This is a genomic window from Pseudomonas entomophila (assembly GCF_018417595.1).
GTDB lineage: Bacteria > Pseudomonadota > Gammaproteobacteria > Pseudomonadales > Pseudomonadaceae > Aquipseudomonas > Aquipseudomonas entomophila_C.
The window spans coordinates 2,063,590-2,083,866 of the sequence record NZ_CP070982.1 but is presented as its reverse complement, the minus strand read 5'-3'; the positions used below and the strand labels follow the sequence as shown (position 1 = coordinate 2,083,866).

Here is a 20,277-nt window from a genome sequence, read left to right as displayed (position 1 = left end):
GGCACGGCAGCGAGCCTCGGGCCGGTGACAACCCTGTGGGAGCGGGCTTGCCCGCGAAAAGAGCAACATCGATCCTGGCCGTCTACCCTGCCATTTTTTGTTACCATCTGGACACTACGAGCGCACAGCGCCACTCACCTGATGGAAACCGCCTGATGAGCCAACCCTTCGACGTCGCCGCCCTGGCCGCGACCTACGCCAGCAAGTCCCCGCAGGAGATCCTCAAGCTCGCCTTCGAACACTTCGGCGACGATCTGTGGATCTCCTTCAGTGGCGCCGAGGATGTGGTGCTGGTGGACATGGCCTGGAAGCTGAACAAGCAGGTCAAGGTGTTCAGCCTCGACACCGGGCGCCTGCACCCGGAAACCTATCGTTTCATCGACCAGGTGCGCGAGCAGTACAACCTGCCCATCGAGATCCTCAGCCCCGACCGCGACAAACTCGACCCGTTCGTCAAGGAGAAGGGGCTGTTCAGCTTCTACAAGGACGGACACGGTGAGTGCTGCGGCATCCGCAAGATCGAACCGCTGCGCCGCAAGCTGGCCACCGTGAGCGCCTGGGCCACCGGCCAGCGCCGCGACCAGAGCCCCGGCACCCGCAGCCAGGTAGCGGCGCTGGAGATCGACAGCGCCTTTTCCACCCCCGAGCGCCCTCTGTACAAATTCAACCCGCTGGCGCAGATGACCAGCGAGGAAGTCTGGGGTTACATCCGCATGCTCGAGCTGCCGTACAACAGCCTGCATGAGCGTGGCTTCATCAGCATTGGTTGCGAGCCGTGCACCCGGCCGGTGCTGCCGAACCAGCATGAGCGCGAGGGGCGCTGGTGGTGGGAAGAGTCGACGCAGAAGGAATGCGGGCTGCATGCCGGCAACCTGATTACCAAGGCATAAGTAGTCGGGGCCGTTTCACGGCCCATCGCGGCTCAAGGCCGCTCCTACAGGTATTGCAGCGCATTTGCAGGCGGCGCTGTACCTGTAGGAGCGGCCTTGTGCCGCGATGGGCCGCAAAGCGGCCCCATACGATCTGAAATCAGTGCACCGGCAGCTCGACGCCCTCGAACAGCTCTTCCAGCTCCTGCTTGTTGTGGCACTGGATCGCCTTGGCCATCACCTCGCGGGTCAGGTGCGGGGCGAACTTCTCGATGAAGTCGCACATGAAGCCACGCAGGAAGGTGCCACGGCGGAAGCCGATCTTGGTGATGCTGGCCTCGAACAGCTCACTGGCATCCAGGCACACCAGGTCGCTGTCGAGCTTGGGGTCGACCGCCATCTTGGCCACGATGCCCACGCCCAACCCCAGGCGTACATAAGTCTTGATCACGTCGGCGTCGGCGGCGGTGAATACCACCTTCGGGGTCAGGCCGCGGTGATTGAAGGCCTCGTCCAGCTTGGAACGGCCAGTGAAGCCGAACACGTAGGTGACGATCGGGTATTCAGCCACCGCTTCGAGCGTCAGCTTCGGCAGCTTGGTCAGCGGGTGCCCCTGGGGCACCACCACGCAACGGTTCCACTTGTAGCAAGGCATCATGATCAGGTCGCCGAACAGCTCCAGCGCTTCGGTGGCAATGGCGAAATCGACGGTGCCATCGGCTGCCATTTCGGCGATCTGCATGGGCGAGCCCTGGTGCATGTGCAGGGCGACTTCCGGGTATTGCTTGATGAAGTTGCTGATCACCGGCGGCAAGGCATAGCGCGCTTGCGTGTGAGTGGTGGCGATGGACAGCGTGCCCTTCTTCTCGTTGGAGAATTCCTGGGCGATCTGCTTGATGCTCTCGACCTTGCGCAGGATCTCGCCGGCGGTATTGATGATGCGCTCGCCGGCCGGGGTGACGCGGGTCAGGTGCTTGCCGCTGCGGGCGAAGACTTCGACGCCCAGTTCGTCCTCGAGCAGGCGGATCTGTTTGCTGATGCCGGGCTGGGAGGTGTACAGGCTCTGCGCCGTCGCGGAAACGTTGAGGTCATGGTGCGCCACTTCCCAGATGTAGCGCAGTTGCTGAAGCTTCATAGATATCCCTCAAAGGCGGTAGGTCACCGGCGCGCCGGCAGCGACGAGTTATAACTATATTAGTGGCTTGAGAAATAAATCTAGAACTATTTTGTTACGATCGCCGGAAATTACCTACCACCACTTTCACCCTTTCCTACGCCCAAGATGCTGGGCGAGCGGCACCATGTAGACCGGCACCGGGGACAGTTGCAGCAGCCGCACCGCCGTGCGACCAATGGGGACGTCCACCCCCGCGCCCGCGCTGTGGCTGCCGAAAATCAGCAAGTCGACCGACAGGCGCTGCGCCTGTTCGAGGATCACCTGTGCCGGGTCGCCCTGACGCACCCGTACCGCACGAATCAGCGCAAGATCGGCCGCCTCCCCCAACTCTTCGCGGAAGTTGTCCAGCACCCGCTGCTCGATATTGGCCATTACCGTGTTGACCCCCTCGCTGTGCAACGTGTCGAGGGTCTGTTCGTCAAGGTAGCTCTGCAGGAGGGATTCGGCGAACTGCCCCATGGGTTCGACCGCGTGGATGACATACAGCTCCGCGTTGAAGGTCCGCGCCAGCGCCAGCGCGTGCTGCATGACAAAAGGCGCGTACACACCGAGGTCAGTGGCGTACAGCATGGAACGGATCATTCGACCTCCTCGACTGCCGCTGCGGCAGAGCAAGGTTCAGCTTAGCAGCGCGCTGGACTGGCGCCTTGCCGTCCAGCGCGCTGCCGACGCGGGCTGCGGGAGGGTCAAGGCATGCGATTGCGCCGGTCGACGAACGCCAGCGCCTGGTACAGCGCTTCCATGCGCGACAGGTTGCATCCGGCCGCCCTCGCGCGGGCCAGGGGTTCGCCATAGATCGCCAGCAGTTCCAGCGGCCGCTGCTGGACATGGTCGTGGTACATGCTCGGCCAGTAGTCCGGCATCTGCTCGGTGACGCGGAACAAATGGGCGGCGTACCCCTGCGGCAATTCATGCCCGCACGCCTTGGCCCCCTCGACCACTTCGGCCATCAACGCCTGGATCAGCGCACGACTGTCGGGGTCATTCATCAAGGGCGTGGTGCTGGCTTCCAGCAGCACCGAAAGACCGTTGTAGGGGACGTTCCAGACCAGCTTCTGCCAGCGCGCCTGGTTGAGATCGGTCATGGCCTGGGAGTCGATCCCTGCGGCATGGAACAGTGCGGCCCCCTCTTCCACCACCGCAAGGCCACCCGGCCCGCTGTGATAACCCAGGTTGACCGCACCCAATGCCTGGTGGCGGATTTCCCCGGGACGCTCCCGGTTCACGCAGATAAAGCAGAGCCCGCCGAGCAGATGCATGTCCGAACGCAGGGCAGGCCGCAACTGATCCTCCATCCCCAGGCCGTTCTGCAGCAGCACCACCTTTGCACCCGGCGCCGCCACCTGGACGATCAGTGGCGCCAACTCGGCATTGCTGGTGGCCTTCGCTGCGACCAGCAACCAGTCGCAGGGGGGCATGTCGGTGGCCGAGGCATAGGCCTGCACGTTGTCCAGCCGTAGCTGGCCATGCACAGCACTGTCGAGTTTCAGGCCCTGGGTGCGCACCACGTCATACTCGCTGCGCAAAAGAAAATGCACATCGAACCCGGCGCGGGCGAGCATCAGCCCATAGAAGCCACCGATGGCGCCGCTGCCAATGATACCGATACGGATATTGCGAGGGACCATGCTGCACTCCTGGTCGGGTGTCGTTGTTGTTTGTCCGGTTTTTCTACACGCAAACCAGCCGTTTTTCGATCCCTCACTATACTGGGGCAATGAAGGTCAAATAATCGACACGGAGTCGAGCATGTGCGTCTACCTGCCCCATCCCGATGATATTCCTGTCGAACTGGCCCTGCGTCCATCATCCAGCCTCTTTCGTCGCCACCTCTACACCCAAGGCCTCGGCGGCATAGCCTGCAACCAGCCTCGTGCTTACCGGCGCGGTACTGCGGTGGAGGTGCTGATGCCCTCGCTGGGGCTGGATGCACGCTACCCCGGCTATGTCGCCTGGTGCCAGAAGCTCGACGCGGGCTATCGGGTGGGCGTGGCCTTCACCGACAGCCAGGCGCTGTTCGCCGCGCGCATGAGCGAACAGGTATGCCAGATCCATCACTATTGCCAGCAGCAAGTACCCGGCGAGCTGGACAGCGACACCACCCAGCGCCTGGCCGCGCAGTGGGTCGACCAGCACGCCGATGCCTTCTCCGAGGCCAGCCTGCACACGCCCTCACCCACCTGAGCCCGCTTCGCCTGTAAAAACCCCGTGATTACGGGCCCAGGCCATTGTCGTGCCCCCGCTAACGCGTTAAGGTTCGGGGCTCCCCGCTGCGAACAAACTGCTGCTGGGCCGCACGGGGATTGCTGGCGGCCGGCACCCGTGACCTGACGAGTAACACGATGGCTGATTTACCGATCGATGACTTGAACGTTGCCTCCAACGAGACCTTGATCACCCCTGATCAGCTCAAGAAGGAAATCCCCCTCAGCGCCAAGGCCCTGCAGACCGTGACTGCCGGCCGCGAAGTGGTGCGCAATATCCTCGACGGCAAGGATCATCGCCTGTTCGTCGTGGTCGGCCCCTGCTCGATCCATGACATCAAGGCCGCCCACGAATATGCCGAGCGCCTCAAGGTGCTGGCCGAAGAAGTCTCCGACACCCTCTATCTGGTAATGCGCGTCTACTTCGAGAAACCGCGCACCACGGTGGGCTGGAAAGGCCTGATCAACGACCCGTACCTGGATGACTCGTTCAAGATCCAGGACGGCCTGCACATCGGTCGCCAGTTGCTGCTGGATCTCGCGGAAAAGGGCCTGCCCACCGCCACCGAAGCGCTCGACCCGATTTCCCCGCAGTACCTCCAGGACCTGATCAGCTGGTCGGCCATCGGTGCCCGCACCACCGAATCGCAAACCCACCGCGAAATGGCCTCGGGCCTGTCGTCGGCGGTCGGCTTCAAGAACGGTACCGACGGCGGCCTGACCGTGGCGATCAACGCCCTGCAATCGGTCTCCAAGCCGCACCGTTTCCTCGGTATCAACCAGGAAGGCGGCGTATCGATCGTCACCACCAAAGGCAACGCCTACGGCCACGTGGTGCTGCGCGGCGGCAACGGCAAGCCCAACTACGACTCGGTCAGCGTCGCCCTGTGCGAACAAGACCTGGCCAAGGCCAAGATCAAACCCAACATCATGGTCGACTGCAGCCACGCCAACTCCAACAAGGATCCGGCCCTGCAGCCGCTGGTGATGGAAAACGTCGCCAACCAGATCCTCGAAGGCAACCAGTCGATCATCGGCCTGATGGTCGAGAGCCACCTGAACTGGGGCTGCCAGGCCATTCCGAAGAACCTCGACGAGCTGCAGTACGGCGTGTCGGTGACCGACGCCTGCATCGACTGGGCGGCCACCGAGAAAACCTTGCGCAGCATGCACGCCAAGCTCAAGGACGTACTCCCCAAGCGCCAGCGCGGCTGACCGCCACGCAAACGAAAACGCCGGGCAATGCCCGGCGTTTTCATGCGTGAGACCTGATCAGACCTTGCTCGAGTGGCGCTGCTGGCGCTCCATGTAGCGCTCGACGTAGGAGCAGGACGGAATCACCGTATAGCCCATCTGCTCGGCATAGGCCAGGGCCTCTTCGGTCAGCGCGGCGGCGATCCCGCGGCCACGCAAGGCATTGGGCACGAAGGTGCGATAGATATCCAGCGTCTGCTTGCCCAGGTCCATATACGTCAGGTAGGCCCGGTGACCGTCCACGGTGGTCTCGAACTGATGACCCGCCTGGTCATGGTGGATGGTCAGCGTCTCGCTCATCACTACTCCTCGCAGGTCTTGTCGGCAGACCCTTACCTTACCGATGGGGGTTATCCGGCGGAGGAACCTCTACGCCACCTGTTGGCCGTTGGACAGCGGGACGATCTGCATCGTTCTGCCGTGCATGGCACCCTCAAATAGTAGGCGGCGCCTGCAAGATTGCTCAAGGCATCACGTATGAAAATGCTGACAGCAACCTCCCCGATCATGCCCTGGCCAGACAACAGCAACCGGATGTTCTAGGGCTAAGACGTCAACCGACAGTTAAAGTCACCGTTAGTTCAACAAAAAAGTTCCCGTACTACAATCGCTTGCGAACGCCGTGCAAGATTTTCACACTTTGCTCACAAACCCCGTCGCGCGCCCCCCATCGCGACATTTTTTTTGCAGTTCTTGCGCTCAGTCAGTTTACTTACTACAAGTAATGGGTACTATGTACGCCGGCCAGTTTCTCTTTTCCGAGAGATGGCTCTTTAATAGAAAGTCCTTGAAGGGGAACACGATGAACAACGTTCTGAAATTCTCTGCTCTGGCTCTGGCCGCAGTTCTGGCTACCGGTTGCAGCAGCGTATCCAAAGAAACCGAAGCTCGCCTGACTGCTACCGAAGACGCAGCAGCTCGCGCCCAGGCTCGTGCAGACGAAGCCTACCGCAAAGCTGATGACGCTCTGGCAGCTGCTCAGAAGGCTCAGCAGACCGCTGACGAAGCCAACGAGCGCGCTCTGCGTATGCTGGACAAAGCCAGCCGCAAGTAATAATCCTCACGGATTGTTATGGAGCCGACCCACTTGTGGGTCGGCTTTTTTTATTGCCCGAAGAACGCCAGGCCACACAAACAAAAAAGGGCCTGCACTAAGGCAGGCCCTCGAGAGTAGTACGAAATGGCTTACTGCAGTTCGAGCGGAATGCTCGACACGATCGGCGCACCGGCAGCGCTACCGACCGGCACGGCGATTTCAACGGGCATGCCATCTTCAGCGGCAACCACGTCACGCACCATGTCCCAGTTCATGCGCAAGTTGTTGGCCAGGTCTTCACGCTTGAGCAAGGCGTTGATGACAGCGGTGTGCTTGTCGACCACCGACGGGTTGCCATGGTCGTCCAGCGGTGTGTGCGCCTCGAGATAGACCTTGCCGCCACTGATACCGAACTTGTAGGGCTCGTTGATGATTCGCACCGGCGTACCCACCGGCACCATCTTCGACAGCTCCAGCACATTGTTGTTGAGCATGCGGAAGCAGCCGTGGCTGGTGCGCATGCCGATGCCGAACTTCTTGTTCGAACCATGGATCAGGTAGCCCGGCACCCCCAGGGTGAACTTGAACGGGCCCAGCGGGTTGTCGGGGCCCGCCGGCACCACCGCAGGCAGGATATCGCCATCGGCGGCATGCTCGGCACGGATCGAGGCTGGCGGGGTCCAGGTCGGGTTCGGGGTCTTGGCGGTGATCTTGGTGTTGGCGATTGGCGAGCCCCACCCCTCACGGCCGATACCCAGGGGGAAGGTGTGCACCACGCTCTGCCCTTTCGGGTAGTAGTACAGGCGGTACTCGGCGAGGTTGATCACGATGCCTTCGCGTGGCCCTGGCGGCAGGACGTAGCGGGTGGGCAGGACGATTTCGGTGCCGGCACCCGGCAGCCACGGGTCGACACCCGGGTTGGCGGCGATCATCTCGAGGTAGCCAAGGTCGTTGGCGGTACCGATATCGGCGAAGGTGTCTTCGTACTTGGCCTTGATGGTCTGGACCTGGCCGACGACGTCCTCACCGGGAGGTGGCAACGGCAGTTCCAGCGCAACAGCGGGGCCCGCCACCAGCAAGGCGGCAAGCGAGAGGCTACGGGTGACGGCGGGAAAGCGCGGCAACATCCGGTAAATCCTTCGAAAGTTCAGTCAAGAGATCGATTGTACACCCGCGCGGAAACAAGCGGGAGGCACAGGCGCCCTGCAAGCGTTTCAGATGATGAAAGGCGCTCAGAGTTCCGGCCACACCGGGCGCATGCCGCGCCGCTGGGCATCGAGGATCGCCTTGCACAGCAGGCACAGGCGATCGTCGCGATAGATCGTGCGCTCCACCCCCGACCAGCGCGGCTGCGCAGGCAGCAGGCCGCCGCACAGGGTCCGGTCGACCGGCACGCCCAGCTCGAACTGGCGGGCCGCCAGGTGAATGCGCACTTCCTGGCAGGCGAACAGGTCCAGCTGCTCGTCGGGCTCGATCAGTTGATAAGCGTACAGGGACCAGGCGGGACGCGGCATCGGGGGCACTCGAAACGGGGGGCGCAACAGTATCTGAAAGCGGCCCCCGATTAAAGCGTCACAACAAGGGTTTTATCGTCGGCCAGGCATTTTCCAGCAAGCGCTGCTGGGCGACCGGCGCCGGGTGGATACCATCGGCCTGCATCATCGCCGGCACCCCGCCCACACCCTCCAGGAAAAACGGTACCAACGGTACCTGCTTGTCTGTGGCCAGCTGTTCGTACACCTGGGCGAAGGCGCTGGTGTAACGCACGCCGTAGTTGGGTGGCAGGCGCATGCCCAGCAGCACGACCCTGGCCCCGGCCTCACGGGCACGATCGATCATCAGGGCAAGATTTTGTTGCAATTGCTGTGGCGGCTGCCCGCGCAGGCCATCATTGCCCCCCAACTCCAACACCACTAGATCCGGCTTGTGCGCTACAAGCAGCGCCGGCAGCCGCGCCCGACCACCCGCGCTGGTGTCGCCACTGATCGAGGCATTGACCACCTGGTCGTCGAAACCCTCGTTCTTCAGGCGCTGCTGCAACAGCTCAACCCATCCCTCGCGGGTATCCAGGCCAAAACCGGCGCTGATACTATCGCCAACGACCAGCACGGTTCCGGCCACCGCGCCCTGGGCCAGGCAATACAGGGCAAGCCCGGCACTCAACCACCATATTCGCATCGGATTCTCCATGGGCCCCAGCATTCTCGTTGCGCAGCACCTTAGCAAAGTGGTCCCCAGCGCGGAAGGCGACCTGACCATCCTCCACGCCCTCTCCCTCGACCTCGCCCAGGGCGACAGCCTGGCCATCGTCGGCGCGTCGGGCTCGGGCAAGTCGACGCTGCTCGGCCTGCTCGCCGGCCTCGACCGCCCCAGCGCCGGCAAGGTCGTACTGGCCGGCCACGACCTTGGACCGCTGGACGAAGACCAGCGCGCCCGGGTGCGCGCCGAGCATGTCGGTTTCGTGTTCCAGTCGTTCCAGCTGCTCGACAGCCTCAATGCCCTGGAGAACGTCATGCTGCCGCTGGAGCTGGATGGCCGTCGTGACGCCCGCGAACACGCCCGCAGCCTGCTTGAGCGGGTCGGCCTGGGCCAGCGCCTGAGCCACACGCCACGCCAGCTCTCCGGCGGCGAGCAGCAACGGGTGGCGATCGCCCGTGCCTTCGCTGCGCAACCGGCGGTGCTGTTCGCCGACGAGCCCACCGGCAACCTCGACAGCCACACCGGCGAGCGCATCAGCGACCTGTTGTTCGAGCTGAACCAGGAGCGTGGCACCACGCTGGTGCTGGTCACCCACGACGAGCGCCTGGCCACCCGCTGCCGGCGCCGGATCCGCCTGGACGCCGGTCGCCTGGTGGCGCCCCTGGAGCCATGATGACCCGACTGTCTTTACCGCGCCTTTGCGTCCTGGCCCTGCGTCAACTGCTGCGTGATGCTCGCGCCAGCGAGGTGCGGGTGCTGTTCTTCGCCTTGTTCGTGGCAGTGGCCGCCAGCACCGCCATCGGCTATTTCGGCGCGCGGCTCAATGGCGCCATGCAACTGCGTGCCAGCGAGTTCCTCGGTGCCGACCTTGTCCTGCAGGGTAGCGCCCCGCCGACCGAACAACAGATTGCCAGCGGTGCCTCACTGGGCCTGAGCCATGCGCGGGTGGTGGAGTTCACCAGCGTGGTCGGTGGTGACAGCGGCATCCAGCTGTCGAGCATCAAGGCCACCGACCCCGCTTACCCGCTACGCGGCCAACTGCGCAGCGCACCAGCACCCTATGCGCAGGAGGCAGTCGGTGGCGGGCCGGCGCCGGGCGAGGCCTGGGTCGAGCCACGCCTGCTGGCGGCCCTCGGGCTGGCGATTGGCGACAGTATCGATGTGGGCATGAAGACCTTGCGCATGAGCCGCGTGCTCACCTACGAGCCGGACCGCGCCAACAACTTCTACAGCCTCACCCCACGGGTGCTGATGAACCTCGCCGATCTTGACGCCACCGGTGTCGTCCAGCCAGGCAGCCGGGTCAGCTACCGCGACCTCTGGCGCGGCGATGTCGAGTCCCTGGCGCAGTATCGCCAGATCACCGAGAGCAACTTGGCAGCCAACCAGCGCTTGCTTGATACCCGTGACGGCAACCGGCAGATCGGCGGCGCCCTGGGCAAGGCCGAACGCTACCTGAACATGGCCAGCCTGGTAGCCGTGCTGCTGGCTGGCGTCGCCGTGGCCCTGTCGGCTTCGCGCTATGCCGCGCGGCGTCTGGATGCCAGCGCGTTGTTGCGCTGCCTCGGATTGTCCCGGCACCAGGCTCTGGGCCTTTATTGCCTGCAACTGGCCATGCTCGGCGTGGCCGCGGCACTCGCTGGCGCCCTGCTTGGCTGGCTGGCGCAACTGGGGCTGTTCCACCTGCTTGCCGGCCTGCTGCCCAGCCAGGTACCACCCGGCGGCCTCACGCCAGCGCTGGCCGGGATCGGTACCGGCCTGGTGGCACTGGCCGGTTTCGCCCTGCCCCCACTGGCTGCCTTGGGCCGGGTACCGCCCTTGCGTGTACTGCGTCGCGACTTGCTACCGATCCCTCCCAGCAGTTGGCTGGTGTATGGCGCCGCCCTGCTTGCCCTAGGCCTGATCATGTGGCGCCTGAGCCTGGACTTGCTGCTCACCTTCGCCTTGCTCGGTGGCGGGTTGATCGCCGCCCTGCTGCTCGGCGGCCTGCTGCTGCTCGGGCTACGTAACCTGCGCCGCCTTCTGGCCGACGCCCCACTCCCCTGGCGCCTGGGACTGGGGCAGTTGCTGCGTCACCCGCTGGCCGCCGCCGGCCAGACCTTGGCCTTCGGCCTGATCCTGCTGGCCATGGGGCTGGTCGCCTTGCTGCGCGCGGAACTGCTCGACACCTGGCAGGCACAGTTGCCCAAGGATGCCCCCAACCATTTCGCCCTGAACATTCTCGCCGACGATCGCCAGCCCTTCGCCGAGCGCCTGGCACAGATCAATGCCACTTCCGCGCCGCTGTACCCGGTGATACCCGGGCGCCTCACGCACATCGGCGATCAACCGGTCCGTCAGTTGGTGAGCAAGGAGTCCACCGGCGAGCGCGCCATCCAGCGCGACCTCAGCCTCACCTGGGCGGCCGAGTTGCCCCAGGGCAATGCCCTGAGTGCCGGCACCTGGTGGCAACAGGCACCTTCCAGCGACCAGGTGCCCGGCGTCTCCGTGGAGGCAGAACTGGCCCAGAGCCTCAAGCTGCAATTGGGCGACCTGCTGACCTTCGACATCGGCGGCCAGCAACGCCAGGCCCGCGTCAGCAGCCTGCGCACGGTGCACTGGGACAGCTTCCAGCCGAACTTCTACATGATCTTCCAACCCGGCACCTTGCAGGGGCTGCCCACCACCTACCTGACCAGCTTCTACCTGGCGCCAGGGCATGACCAGGAAGTGGTGGCCCTGTCACGCGCCTTCCCGGCGGTGACCATCCTCCAGGTCGATGCCCTGCTCGCCCAACTGCGCAGCATCCTCGCCCAGGTCACCCTGGCGGTGGAGTATGTGCTGTTGTTCGTGCTGGCGGCCGGACTGGCGGTGTTGTTCGCCGGACTGCAGGCGACACTCGACGAGCGTATCCGCCAGGGGGCGCTGCTGCGTGCGCTGGGGGCTACGCGACCGCTGCTGGTCAAGGCGCGGCGCATCGAGTTCGGCCTGCTCGGGGCGGCCAGCGGCGTGCTGGCCGCACTGGGTTGCGAACTGATCACCTGGGCACTGTATCGCTATGCCTTCGACCTGCACTGGGCACCGCACCCATGGTTACTGCTGCTGCCACTGGCAGGCGCAATTTTGGTCGGCGGTGCCGGTGTAATCGGAACACGTCGGGCACTCAATGCCAGCCCGCTGGCGGTGTTGCGGGAAAGCTGAGGTTCACCTCTGTAGGAGCGGCTTCAGCCGCGATGGGAGCGCCGCGTACCTGGCACCCGCTTCGCGGGTGATCGCGGCTGAAGCCGCTCCCACAAAGGTCGCGCCAAGCGCTATGGGTTGTAACTGATGGTATTGACATACCAAGTAGCCTCGCCCGTGGGCGTGTGCACCACCACCTCGTCGCCCTCCTCTTTCTTGAGCAGGGCACGGGCCATGGGCGAATCGATGGAGATGTAGTCGTTACGCCCATGAATCTCGTCATAACCGACGATACGAAACTTCAGTTGCTCGCCCTCGTCGTTCTCGATCTCGACCCAGGCCCCGAAGAACACCTTGCCTTCCTGCTGCGGTGAATAGGTGACGACCTTGACGTCCTCCAGGCGCTTGCGCAGATAGCGCACGCGACGATCGATCTCGCGCAACAGCTTCTTGTTGTACTGGTATTAGGGCCCCAGATCGAAACATACTATTCACAGGGCTAGTTCCTCGTAGGATGGCCGGACGATACAAACGCTCCAGATCATCTTCGGTTCGCTTCGTCGTAGATCAAAGCAGAAGCTACCTAGCTTCGGTGCGGTTACGCCGGCTTAGCGGCAGCCGTGGGTTGGAGGCGATCAGTACGGCCCCCTCTGTTTTTGGACCGTAAGCAGCCAATTTGTAAGCCCCTTATTGCTGGTCATAAATGAGTTTCTGTGGGCAGCTTGATGCTTCCCCAGAGTGCCACCGCGATCATCATCGCCATCAGCAAAAGCATTGCAGGAGCGCCCTGAGCGCTCAACACAATGGCCGCAGCAAATGGACCTGCGGCCTGTGCGAGAAGCATGGGCCGCGCAAGTGCTCCCATCCGGGCGCCGTAGCCCTGAGGACCAAAAAGCACCAACGGTAATGTGCCTCTGGCGATAGTCAGAATTCCCATACCCGCGCCATAAAGTGCCGCTCCAGGAAATGCCAGCCAAGGCACACCAGGGATAAACAGGCAGATGCCGATGAGGCTTACCATCACACCGACACGAGCCGACCAGCTCGGATGAAGATGCCGGGCAATCGAAAACTCCAACACCCTGGCAACCACCTGGGCCGGTCCAATGACCATCCCGACCGCCAATACCGTGACCGTTGGCAGGCCCAGTTGCTTGAGCGCCGCGAGCAGGTGAACCGAGAGGCTGGCCATGACGAAAGCGACTACCGTCAGCAGTCCTGCAACAAGCCAGAAAAGGCGGCGGCTACCTTCATCGAGCGTCACTGCTACCCCTTTTTTCGAGGTTGATTCTTCTCCTGAGCCGAGCGGTTTCGGCACCGCCAGCCAATGAACAGGCAAGCCAACCACAACATGAATCGCAGCAAGCACCAAGCAGGTATCCCGCCAGCCGATCCAAGACTCCAACGCTGCCAGCGCGGGCCATCCGACAGTGCTGGCAAAGCCGCCAATTAAGGTCAGTCCCGTTATTGCACCCCGAGCACGCTCTCCCAGCAACGTCCCCAGAGTGGCAAATGCCGCGTCGTACAAACCCGTGGCCATGGCTACGCCGAGGAGCGACCAAGCCATGTAATAGAGCCACAGAGAGCTGGCGATCGACATCACCATGAGCCCTGCACCCAGCATCAACGAGCTGAAGACAAGGACCAAGCGCCCGCCGCGGCGATCAATCAATCGGCCAGCCAGTGGAGAGAAAAGCCCAGCAACCAGCATGCCCCAGGACAGTCCGCCCACGACAAACGATAGAGACCAGCCCATATCGCGAGCAATTGGACCTGCCAGGACTGCCGGCAGGTAGAACGTCGACGCCCAAGCCAAGATCTGGGTGATGCCCAAGGTGAACACCAACCGAGTGCGGCCCACGCTGGCTGGCAGGAGCTGTTCATGTCGAGTCACGGCAGTCCTTGTTATGGTTGTTAGTAACAACCAATGTAGTCGACGGAGCTTTGAAAGGTCAATCTGATGACCGGTCAGTTGACGAGTGCGCTCATCGCCCATATTGTTGCAGGTAACAACTAACTGGAAATGACATGCTCACCAAGCACAACGACGACCTTAGCCGTGATGCTGAAGACCTCTACGAAGCTCTAAACCAGCTGGTGCGCGTCTACCAGTTCAGGGATCGCGATCGCATCTGCTGCTATGACGTATCCGTCACCCAGTGCTACGCCATCGAGACCTTGGTGAAACAGGGACCACTACGTCTGCAGGCCCTGGCCGAGGAAATGTTCCTGGACAAGAGCACGGCCAGCCGTGTCGTCGATACTCTGGAGCGCAAAGGGTATGTCTCCCGTGTGGAAGATCCGGAAGACCGCCGTGCCGTGCGGGTCCAGGCTACCGAAGCCGGTGCCGTCCTGTATGAGCGCATCCGCGATGATCTCATCAATGAAGAAAAGGCGATGATCAGTTGCATGGCACCGGAGGTACGCCAGGGAGCCCTTACGCTCCTGCGGCAGTTGACCCGCGCTGCTGAGGTTCGTTGTGGCTTGGCAAACGAGAGTTGCTCAGCTCAGTCGCAAGAAAAATGAGGGGGAAATCCCCCTTTTTTATCCGAATTGTTGTCACTACCAACTTAAAAGGAAGCCAGATGCACATTCGCCCCGCTCAGCTCGGTGATGTTCAGGCCATCGCCGAGATTTACAACCAAGGGATCGATGACCGTAGCTCTACGTTTGAGACCCAGCCTCGAACCGCTATGGATGTACAGCCCTGGGTTGCCGATATGTCTCGCTTCCCGGTGCTGGTCGTCGAGCTGGACGGCGCAGTAGTGGCGTGGGCAAACCTAAGCAGCTACCGGGCGCGCTCCTGCTATGCCGGCATCGCTGATTTCTCGATTTACCTGCGGCGAGATGTCCGTGGGCGTGGCATCGGCAAGGCACTGCTGAACGCACTGTTGAGCGAAGCAGAAGCACGGGGCTTCTGGAAAGTCCTTTCCCGCATTTTCACCTTCAACGAAGCGAGCCTCGCGCTCTGCCAGTCCTGCGGTTTCAGAAAGGTCGGAGTCTATGAGAAACACGCATGCCTTGAAGGACGCTGGCTTGATTGCGCCATCGTTGAACGAGTCTTCCCCTCCAACCAACCTGACACAGGAGAACGAGCATGAGCCAATCTGATCTTCCCATCGTAATCATCGGCGCCGGCCCCGTGGGGCTGGCGACTGCTGCGCACGCACTGGCCCGGGGTATGAACCCACTCATTTTTGAAGCAGGCAGCCAGGCTGGAGAAAGCATCAGCCAATGGGGCCACGTCAGCATGTTCTCGCCCTGGGAATACAACGTAGACAAGGAGGCTGAAAAGTTACTGTCGGCAACGGGCTGGCAAGCGCCTGATTCCGACGCGTACCCCACAGGTCGTGAACTGCTGGATCACTACTTGCTCCCGCTAGCTGAGCTGCCAGTCATCAAGGAACGACTTCATCTGAACTCTCGCGTCACTGCTGTGACGAAAGTCGGCGCTGATGTGCAGAAAACCAAAGGCCGCGAATCTGCCGCGTTCCTGGTGCGTGTTAAAGGGCCAAAGGGTGAGCAAGACATCCAGGCTCGGGCAGTCATCGATGCGTCGGGCACGTACGAGACCCCAAACTGGATGGGCGCCTCCGGCATTCCGGCATTGGGAGAGTTGAACGCCAAAGCGCATATTGCCTATGGGATTCCCGATGTCAGCGACAATGCGCGCGATCGTTATCTCGGGCGCCGAGTGCTGGTTGTAGGTGGCGGACACTCGGCATTCAACGCTCTTCAGGATCTGGTCCAACTGCCCGGCACCCAGGTTTCGTGGGCTATTCGCGGACACTCGCTAGGTAAAATTCTGGGAGGTGGTGCCAATGACAAATTGGCCGAACGCGGCAGCCTGGGTCTGCGAATCCGTGCATTGCTCGAACAAGGAAAGATCTCGCTACACCAGGACATCTCCATCAGCCAGGTCGACACGACCGAGCAGGGGCTGGTCGTGCACAGCAATGGCCAAGCTCTGCCAGAGGTGGATGAGATCATCGTCGCCACGGGCTTCCGCCCAAACCTGCAGCTTCTGGGCGAGCTACGACTGGCCATCGACCCCGCTACACAGAGCCCTGTTCAGTTGGCCCCGTTGATCGACCCAAATGAGCACAGCTGCGGTACCGTTCGCCCCCATGGCATCGATGAGCTCTCTCATCCTGACGCAGGCATCTTTATCGTGGGCATGAAAAGCTACGGCCGTGCTCCGACATTCCTGATGATTACCGGGTATGAGCAGGTGCGCTCAATCATGGCCGGGCTTGCAGGAGACTGGGAAGCTGCACGGCGTGTCGAGCTCGAACTGCCCGAAACCGGTGTCTGCAGCCTTCAGTTCGAGGACCAAGGTGATGCTTCCAACTGCTGCGCGCCCGAGCCCGCGCCTCAGGCCAGTTGCTGCGATTCACCTGGACCTTCGACCATTCCTTCTGTTGAGAAAGCTAGCTGCTGTACACAGGTGGGCAACACCTGAGGCTGCAGTTAGGGGGCAACTAGGCCCTGCCAGAGCTCAGATCTGGCGGGGCGCTTTAGTCTCTGGCGACTGAGAGCGGCCCACCAGTCCGACGCCGGAAGTGGATCTAGCGGGGACGAAAATTTGGGAGCAGAATCACCAGCTTTGCCTACATTGCATTGGGTTGAGGGGGAACGTGTGGGAGCAGAGCTGGATCGGGTAAAGGATCGTAAAAGAAGCAGGGCGTTAATCGAGGATCTCTACCTCGACGCAAACCGTGTCTACGTAATCCACTATTCCTGCGAATCGTTCTACGAGAACGATACCGGGGAGTCGAAACGTGTGACATCCATCGCCACACGAAACCTAAAAACGGGTCAGACGAAATCGTGGTCGATCCATAAGGAAGCAGAGCTCAGCAAACAGCTGTCTAGCATGCAAGCCGAGCTCAACAAATTCGAAAAGTCGATGCTGAAGGGTTTTTTCCAGTGGCTTGATAAGCACAAGGATTGCCGGTTCCTGCATTGGAACATGCGGGACGAAAATTTCGGGTTCTTTGCACTCGAGCATCGATTTCGGGTGCTCGGCGGCAAGCCTGTAGAGCTATCGGATGACAAAAAAGTAGATCTTGCACGTGAGCTGGTCGCCCTATACGGAAGAAGCTACGCTCCGCATGCCGATAGTAAAGGAAGGAAAGGCAGGATTATGGCGTTAGCTGAGCTCAATAATGCCAGCGACCAAGATGCGCTGCCGGGCGCTGACGAAGCAGCAGCCTTCGTGAATGCTGAGTACATAAAAATGCATCAATCGACCCTAAGAAAGCTCGATATGTTTGCGAATTTCTTCGAAAGGACGCATGACAAGTCTCTGAAGACCAAATCCAAATGGTACGAGCGGAACGGGGTGCACCCTGTAGTTTTGGTTGAGATCGTCAAAGACCACCCGATCTACACAACAGTGATCGTGCTCAGCGGCCTTGCCATTGCTACTGTCAACTTCAGCCGTTTCTGGGCGCTTTTCAGTTAGCTCCGATGTAGCAGGCTCTGTCCAAGCAAACATCGCGGTGAAAAGGGTCTGCCAGGTATCTAAATCAGAATGCAAGGGGTGCCATCAGGCAACCTCTCCCAGGTGTTGAAGCATTAGAGGCATCAGATATCTCGCGTCGGCCCCCACGCCCCTCAGCGTTGCCGAGGCGAAATTTCTTTGCTTGGGGAGACCCACGAAGTACAAGCCAGGCACCTGAGTTGCCACGCCGTTTCGCTGTAGCGTACGCCCATGCCGGTCAACGACTGGGAGCTGCGCCAGAAACTCCTGGTTAGGGCGGAATCCCGTTGCGAATATCAGCGTATCGACCTGGCTGCTGCTTCCGCCTGGCCAAACCACACCATCGGGTAGTACCCGCTGGAACATGGGGCTGCGCTGAATTCTGCCGGTGCTAAGGGCCTTTCGGTACTTGCCGGTGTCGAGCACCGGAGTGCTCTGATCACTCAACCAACGTGTTTGCTCCAGCCCGGTGAATTTCAGCCAGGCATGAAAATCGAGTCCCAGAATCCGCTGAGGGAAGAAGCGGATCTTCTCGCGGGTCGCCAGCACCACCTGTGCGACGCCGGCAAGCTCATAGGCAATCTGAACAGCCGAGTTCGCTGCTCCCACAACGACAACCCGCTGGCCGACAAAGGCCTCAGGTATTCGATAAGCCGAGCTATGCAGACAGTGTCCTGAAAAGTCCTGCAGCCCAGGAATGTCAGGCATGAAAGGACGGCTGAAGCCCCCTGATGCCACTACCACAGCACGCGCAGTGAAAGTCGCTCCGTTGACGGTGCGAACCTCAAATGCCTTGTCCTTCTGTACGACCGCCACCACACGGGTAGCGCCCTGAAAAGGCAGCTGAAACTCGGCGGCGTATGCCTCCAGGTACTGCACCACATCGTCTCGCAGCGGGTAGCCCTTGGGATCGCCAGGAAACGCCCGCCCCGGCAGCGCAGAGTACTCAGCTGGTGAGAACAGCTGCAGGCTTTCGTAGTAGTTACGCCAGTTCCCGCCAGGGGATGTCTGCTCATCCAAGATGAGGTATTCCAATCCTTGCTGCTGCAATTGCCAGCCAGTCGCCAAACCTGCTTGCCCACCACCGATGACGACCACATCCAGAACGCGACTCGAATCATTCATATGTGCGCACTCATGCATATATAAGGGCAAAAAAAGGCCGGGCTACGGACAGCAGATCGAAACTAGACCTTTGGTTCGCTGGAGCAGGCCTTCCAGACGCTCGACGATCGCCCCACCATTCACTTCATAGAACACCTGCCTGCCCACCTTGGCGGCCTTCACGATCTGGGCGTCATGCAATACCTGCAGGTGCCTGGAGATCACCGAGCGCTCCTGTGGGAGCTCCTTGGCGATTTCGCCGACATCCGCCCGGCCCAGCAAAAGCACGCGCTTGAAAACCGCGACTCTGGATGGCTCGCAAAGCGCTTTGAAGAAGGCCTCATCCAGCGACTCGATGGCGGCATCGATGGCTTGAGCGCGGAGATTATGGTTGGTCGTCATGCGCTCAATATATGTGCATGAACGCGCACATGTAAAGCCACCCATCATCGAGGGGTTGCGATACATTCGAAAAAGCGTATATTCGAAAAACCGCATACATGCAGGGTATCAAGTGATGACTGGCAAGATCCGCGTCCTGTTTGTTTGTACTGCAAACGCTGCTCGATCCCAGCTCGCCGAAGCTTTGCTCCGGCACACAGACCCTGTGCATTTCGAAGCTTTCAGCGCAGGTACCCAGCCTGGCCAAGTCGATCCCCGCACCTATGACGCCCTCGAATATCTCGATATCGATACCAAGACTCTACGCAGCAAGTCCATCGACGAGTTCGCAGGCGAACGGTTCGACTACGTGATTACGCTCTGCGACAAGGCAGCCCATGAGTGCCTTACCTTGCCTGCCTTCGGCGAGATCCTCGCGTGGAACTTCGAAGACCCTGTGACCAGTGACAAACACGATGCTTTCCGACACACCCTTCACGAGATCCATGAACGCATCAAGATGTTCGTCCTTGTGAAAACCAAACGAGTAACCCAATGACTGACTCGCTGACTCCCACCAAAGTCTTCAAATGCCTCGCCGACGAAAACCGCATTCGGATGATGCTGCTGATCGCTCGCGAGGAAGAACTCTGCGTCTGTGAACTGACCTGCGCACTGGAAGAAAGCCAACCCAAGGTTTCCCGCCACCTGGCGCAGCTGCGCACGTGTGACCTGCTGGAAGACCGCCGTCAGGGCCAGTGGGTTTATTACCGGCTGCATCCTTCGCTTCCTGCCTGGGTACGTGAGGTCCTGGCGACGACGCTGGAGGCCAACCGCGAATGGCTAAGTACTAGCACCAAACGACTGGACACCATGGGTGACCGCCCTCAACGCGTCGCCTCCTGCTGCTGATCATTGCCGAGAAAAACCGATGAAAGTTCTGTTCCTCTGCACCGCCAATAGCTGCCGCAGCATCCTCTCCGAGGCCGTTTTCAACCACCTGGCTCCGGCCGGCATGAAGGCCTACAGCGCCGGCAGCCAGCCAAAGGGGGAGGTGCACCCGCTGTCCATCACCGCGCTGCAGCGTGCCGGTATTTCCACCGAGGGTCTCAGCAGCAAGTCCAGTGACGCGCATGCCGAGCTGGCACCGGACTTTGTCATCACCGTCTGCGACAAGGCCGCTGGCGAAGCCTGCCCCGTGTTCTTCGGACCAGCAGTGAAAGCCCACTGGGGGCTCTCTGACCCTTCGGACCTGCAGGGCAACACCGCCGAATTGGACGCAGCGTTCGACGTCACGCTTGAGCAGATCAAACGACGCCTCAAGGCATTCCTCGGGCTGCCTTTCGAAAAACTGGATGCCGCCCAGCTCAAGGTCGAGCTGGCCCGCATCGGAACGCTCTGACGTTTAG

General features: G+C 61.3%; 23 protein-coding genes and 1 pseudogene. 13 read left to right on the top strand and 11 right to left on the bottom strand.

Annotated features, from left to right (window positions below):
- The first annotated feature begins 155 nt into the window (after positions 1-155).
- Positions 156-890 carry a phosphoadenylyl-sulfate reductase gene (locus JYG34_RS09270; RefSeq protein ID WP_213660405.1) on the top strand — a complete coding sequence of 245 codons (735 nt, stop codon included), beginning with the start codon at positions 156-158 and terminating at the stop codon, positions 888-890.
- A gap of 139 nt (positions 891-1,029) precedes the next feature.
- Here JYG34_RS09270 and cysB read toward each other — a convergent pair whose 3' ends face one another.
- The 3 genes from cysB to JYG34_RS09255 all read right to left on the bottom strand — a co-directional run bounded on the left by cysB (position 1,030) and on the right by JYG34_RS09255 (position 3,674).
- Complete coding sequence (cysB, locus tag JYG34_RS09265; RefSeq protein WP_011533140.1) at positions 1,030-2,004, bottom strand: HTH-type transcriptional regulator CysB; 975 nt, start codon at positions 2,002-2,004, stop codon at positions 1,030-1,032.
- A 126-nt stretch (positions 2,005-2,130) separates the two neighbouring features.
- Entirely contained in the window at positions 2,131-2,628 is a 498-nt protein-coding gene (locus tag JYG34_RS09260) for a universal stress protein (protein WP_213660404.1), read from the bottom strand.
- Between the two features lie 104 nt (positions 2,629-2,732).
- The gene (locus JYG34_RS09255; RefSeq protein WP_213660403.1) at positions 2,733-3,674 is read right to left on the bottom strand and encodes a putative 2-dehydropantoate 2-reductase; all 942 of its coding nucleotides are present in this window, start codon (positions 3,672-3,674) and stop codon (positions 2,733-2,735) included.
- A 121-nt stretch (positions 3,675-3,795) separates the two neighbouring features.
- Between JYG34_RS09255 and JYG34_RS09250 the strand changes: the two genes are divergently transcribed.
- Positions 3,796-4,230: a PilZ domain-containing protein gene (locus JYG34_RS09250; protein ID WP_213660402.1), complete on the top strand. Its 435-nt coding sequence runs from the start codon at positions 3,796-3,798 to the stop codon at positions 4,228-4,230.
- Between the two features lie 158 nt (positions 4,231-4,388).
- A complete protein-coding gene (locus JYG34_RS09245; RefSeq protein ID WP_011533136.1) occupies positions 4,389-5,465 on the top strand; it encodes a 3-deoxy-7-phosphoheptulonate synthase in 1,077 nt (358 codons plus the stop codon).
- A 57-nt stretch (positions 5,466-5,522) separates the two neighbouring features.
- Here the strand turns inward: JYG34_RS09245 and JYG34_RS09240 are convergent, their stop codons facing one another.
- The gene (locus JYG34_RS09240) at positions 5,523-5,804 is read right to left on the bottom strand and encodes a GNAT family N-acetyltransferase (protein ID WP_011533135.1); all 282 of its coding nucleotides are present in this window, start codon (positions 5,802-5,804) and stop codon (positions 5,523-5,525) included.
- A gap of 502 nt (positions 5,805-6,306) precedes the next feature.
- On the opposite strand from JYG34_RS09240, the gene oprI reads away from it, so the two are divergent.
- A complete protein-coding gene (gene oprI / locus JYG34_RS09235; protein WP_003259780.1) occupies positions 6,307-6,558 on the top strand; it encodes an outer membrane lipoprotei OprI in 252 nt (83 codons plus the stop codon).
- 131 nt (positions 6,559-6,689) lie between these two features.
- Here the strand turns inward: oprI and JYG34_RS09230 are convergent, their stop codons facing one another.
- The 3 genes from JYG34_RS09230 to JYG34_RS09220 all read right to left on the bottom strand — a co-directional run bounded on the left by JYG34_RS09230 (position 6,690) and on the right by JYG34_RS09220 (position 8,718).
- Positions 6,690-7,667 carry a L,D-transpeptidase family protein gene (locus JYG34_RS09230; protein ID WP_213660401.1) on the bottom strand — a complete coding sequence of 326 codons (978 nt, stop codon included), beginning with the start codon at positions 7,665-7,667 and terminating at the stop codon, positions 6,690-6,692.
- A gap of 105 nt (positions 7,668-7,772) precedes the next feature.
- Positions 7,773-8,054 carry a hypothetical protein gene (locus JYG34_RS09225; protein ID WP_213660400.1) on the bottom strand — a complete coding sequence of 94 codons (282 nt, stop codon included), beginning with the start codon at positions 8,052-8,054 and terminating at the stop codon, positions 7,773-7,775.
- A 58-nt stretch (positions 8,055-8,112) separates the two neighbouring features.
- Positions 8,113-8,718: an arylesterase gene (locus JYG34_RS09220; protein ID WP_213660399.1), complete on the bottom strand. Its 606-nt coding sequence runs from the start codon at positions 8,716-8,718 to the stop codon at positions 8,113-8,115.
- A gap of 10 nt (positions 8,719-8,728) precedes the next feature.
- Here JYG34_RS09220 and JYG34_RS09215 point away from each other — a divergent pair, with 10 nt between their 5' ends.
- Both JYG34_RS09215 and JYG34_RS09210 read left to right on the top strand, forming a co-directional pair.
- Positions 8,729-9,412, top strand: coding sequence for an ABC transporter ATP-binding protein (locus JYG34_RS09215; protein ID WP_213660398.1), 684 nt, complete (start codon positions 8,729-8,731; stop codon positions 9,410-9,412).
- The gene (locus JYG34_RS09210; protein WP_213660397.1) at positions 9,412-11,919 is read left to right on the top strand and encodes an ABC transporter permease; all 2,508 of its coding nucleotides are present in this window, start codon (positions 9,412-9,414) and stop codon (positions 11,917-11,919) included. The genes JYG34_RS09215 and JYG34_RS09210 overlap by 1 nt, the downstream gene beginning before the upstream one ends.
- A 110-nt stretch (positions 11,920-12,029) precedes the next feature.
- Here the strand turns inward: JYG34_RS09210 and greB are convergent.
- Positions 12,030-12,438 (bottom strand): annotated as a pseudogene (gene greB / locus JYG34_RS09205) (transcription elongation factor GreB).
- A 157-nt stretch (positions 12,439-12,595) separates the two neighbouring features.
- On the bottom strand, positions 12,596-13,741 hold the full coding sequence (locus tag JYG34_RS09200) for an MFS transporter (RefSeq protein WP_349629317.1): 1,146 nt from the start codon (positions 13,739-13,741) through the stop codon (positions 12,596-12,598).
- Positions 13,742-13,926: 185 nt separating this feature from the next.
- Here JYG34_RS09200 and JYG34_RS09195 point away from each other — a divergent pair, with 185 nt between their 5' ends.
- The 4 genes from JYG34_RS09195 (at position 13,927) to JYG34_RS09180 (ending at position 17,365) form a co-directional block, all read left to right on the top strand.
- Positions 13,927-14,424, top strand: a complete 498-nt coding sequence (locus JYG34_RS09195) for a MarR family winged helix-turn-helix transcriptional regulator (RefSeq protein WP_213660395.1) — start codon at positions 13,927-13,929, stop codon at positions 14,422-14,424.
- Between the two features lie 59 nt (positions 14,425-14,483).
- Positions 14,484-14,999, top strand: coding sequence for an arsinothricin resistance N-acetyltransferase ArsN1 family A (locus JYG34_RS09190; protein ID WP_051096008.1), 516 nt, complete (start codon positions 14,484-14,486; stop codon positions 14,997-14,999).
- Complete coding sequence (locus JYG34_RS09185) at positions 14,996-16,360, top strand: NAD(P)-binding domain-containing protein (RefSeq protein WP_213660394.1); 1,365 nt, start codon at positions 14,996-14,998, stop codon at positions 16,358-16,360. The genes JYG34_RS09190 and JYG34_RS09185 overlap by 4 nt, the downstream gene beginning before the upstream one ends.
- A gap of 177 nt (positions 16,361-16,537) precedes the next feature.
- Positions 16,538-17,365, top strand: coding sequence for a hypothetical protein (locus JYG34_RS09180; protein ID WP_213660393.1), 828 nt, complete (start codon positions 16,538-16,540; stop codon positions 17,363-17,365).
- Between the two features lie 84 nt (positions 17,366-17,449).
- Here the strand turns inward: JYG34_RS09180 and JYG34_RS09175 are convergent, their stop codons facing one another.
- Both JYG34_RS09175 and JYG34_RS09170 read right to left on the bottom strand, forming a co-directional pair.
- Positions 17,450-18,508: a flavin-containing monooxygenase gene (locus JYG34_RS09175; protein WP_213660392.1), complete on the bottom strand. Its 1,059-nt coding sequence runs from the start codon at positions 18,506-18,508 to the stop codon at positions 17,450-17,452.
- A 42-nt stretch (positions 18,509-18,550) separates the two neighbouring features.
- Entirely contained in the window at positions 18,551-18,889 is a 339-nt protein-coding gene (locus JYG34_RS09170) for an ArsR/SmtB family transcription factor (RefSeq protein ID WP_213660391.1), read from the bottom strand.
- A 115-nt stretch (positions 18,890-19,004) separates the two neighbouring features.
- Here JYG34_RS09170 and JYG34_RS09165 point away from each other — a divergent pair, with 115 nt between their 5' ends.
- From JYG34_RS09165 to JYG34_RS09155, 3 genes are read left to right on the top strand one after another with little or no spacing between them, the layout of a single operon-like run.
- Positions 19,005-19,427, top strand: a complete 423-nt coding sequence (locus tag JYG34_RS09165) for an arsenate reductase ArsC (protein ID WP_213660390.1) — start codon at positions 19,005-19,007, stop codon at positions 19,425-19,427.
- The gene (locus tag JYG34_RS09160) at positions 19,424-19,780 is read left to right on the top strand and encodes a metalloregulator ArsR/SmtB family transcription factor (protein ID WP_051096013.1); all 357 of its coding nucleotides are present in this window, start codon (positions 19,424-19,426) and stop codon (positions 19,778-19,780) included. The genes JYG34_RS09165 and JYG34_RS09160 overlap by 4 nt, the downstream gene beginning before the upstream one ends.
- Before the next feature lie 19 nt (positions 19,781-19,799).
- Positions 19,800-20,270, top strand: coding sequence for an arsenate reductase ArsC (locus tag JYG34_RS09155; protein ID WP_213661139.1), 471 nt, complete (start codon positions 19,800-19,802; stop codon positions 20,268-20,270).
- The last annotated feature ends 7 nt before the right edge of the window (positions 20,271-20,277 follow it).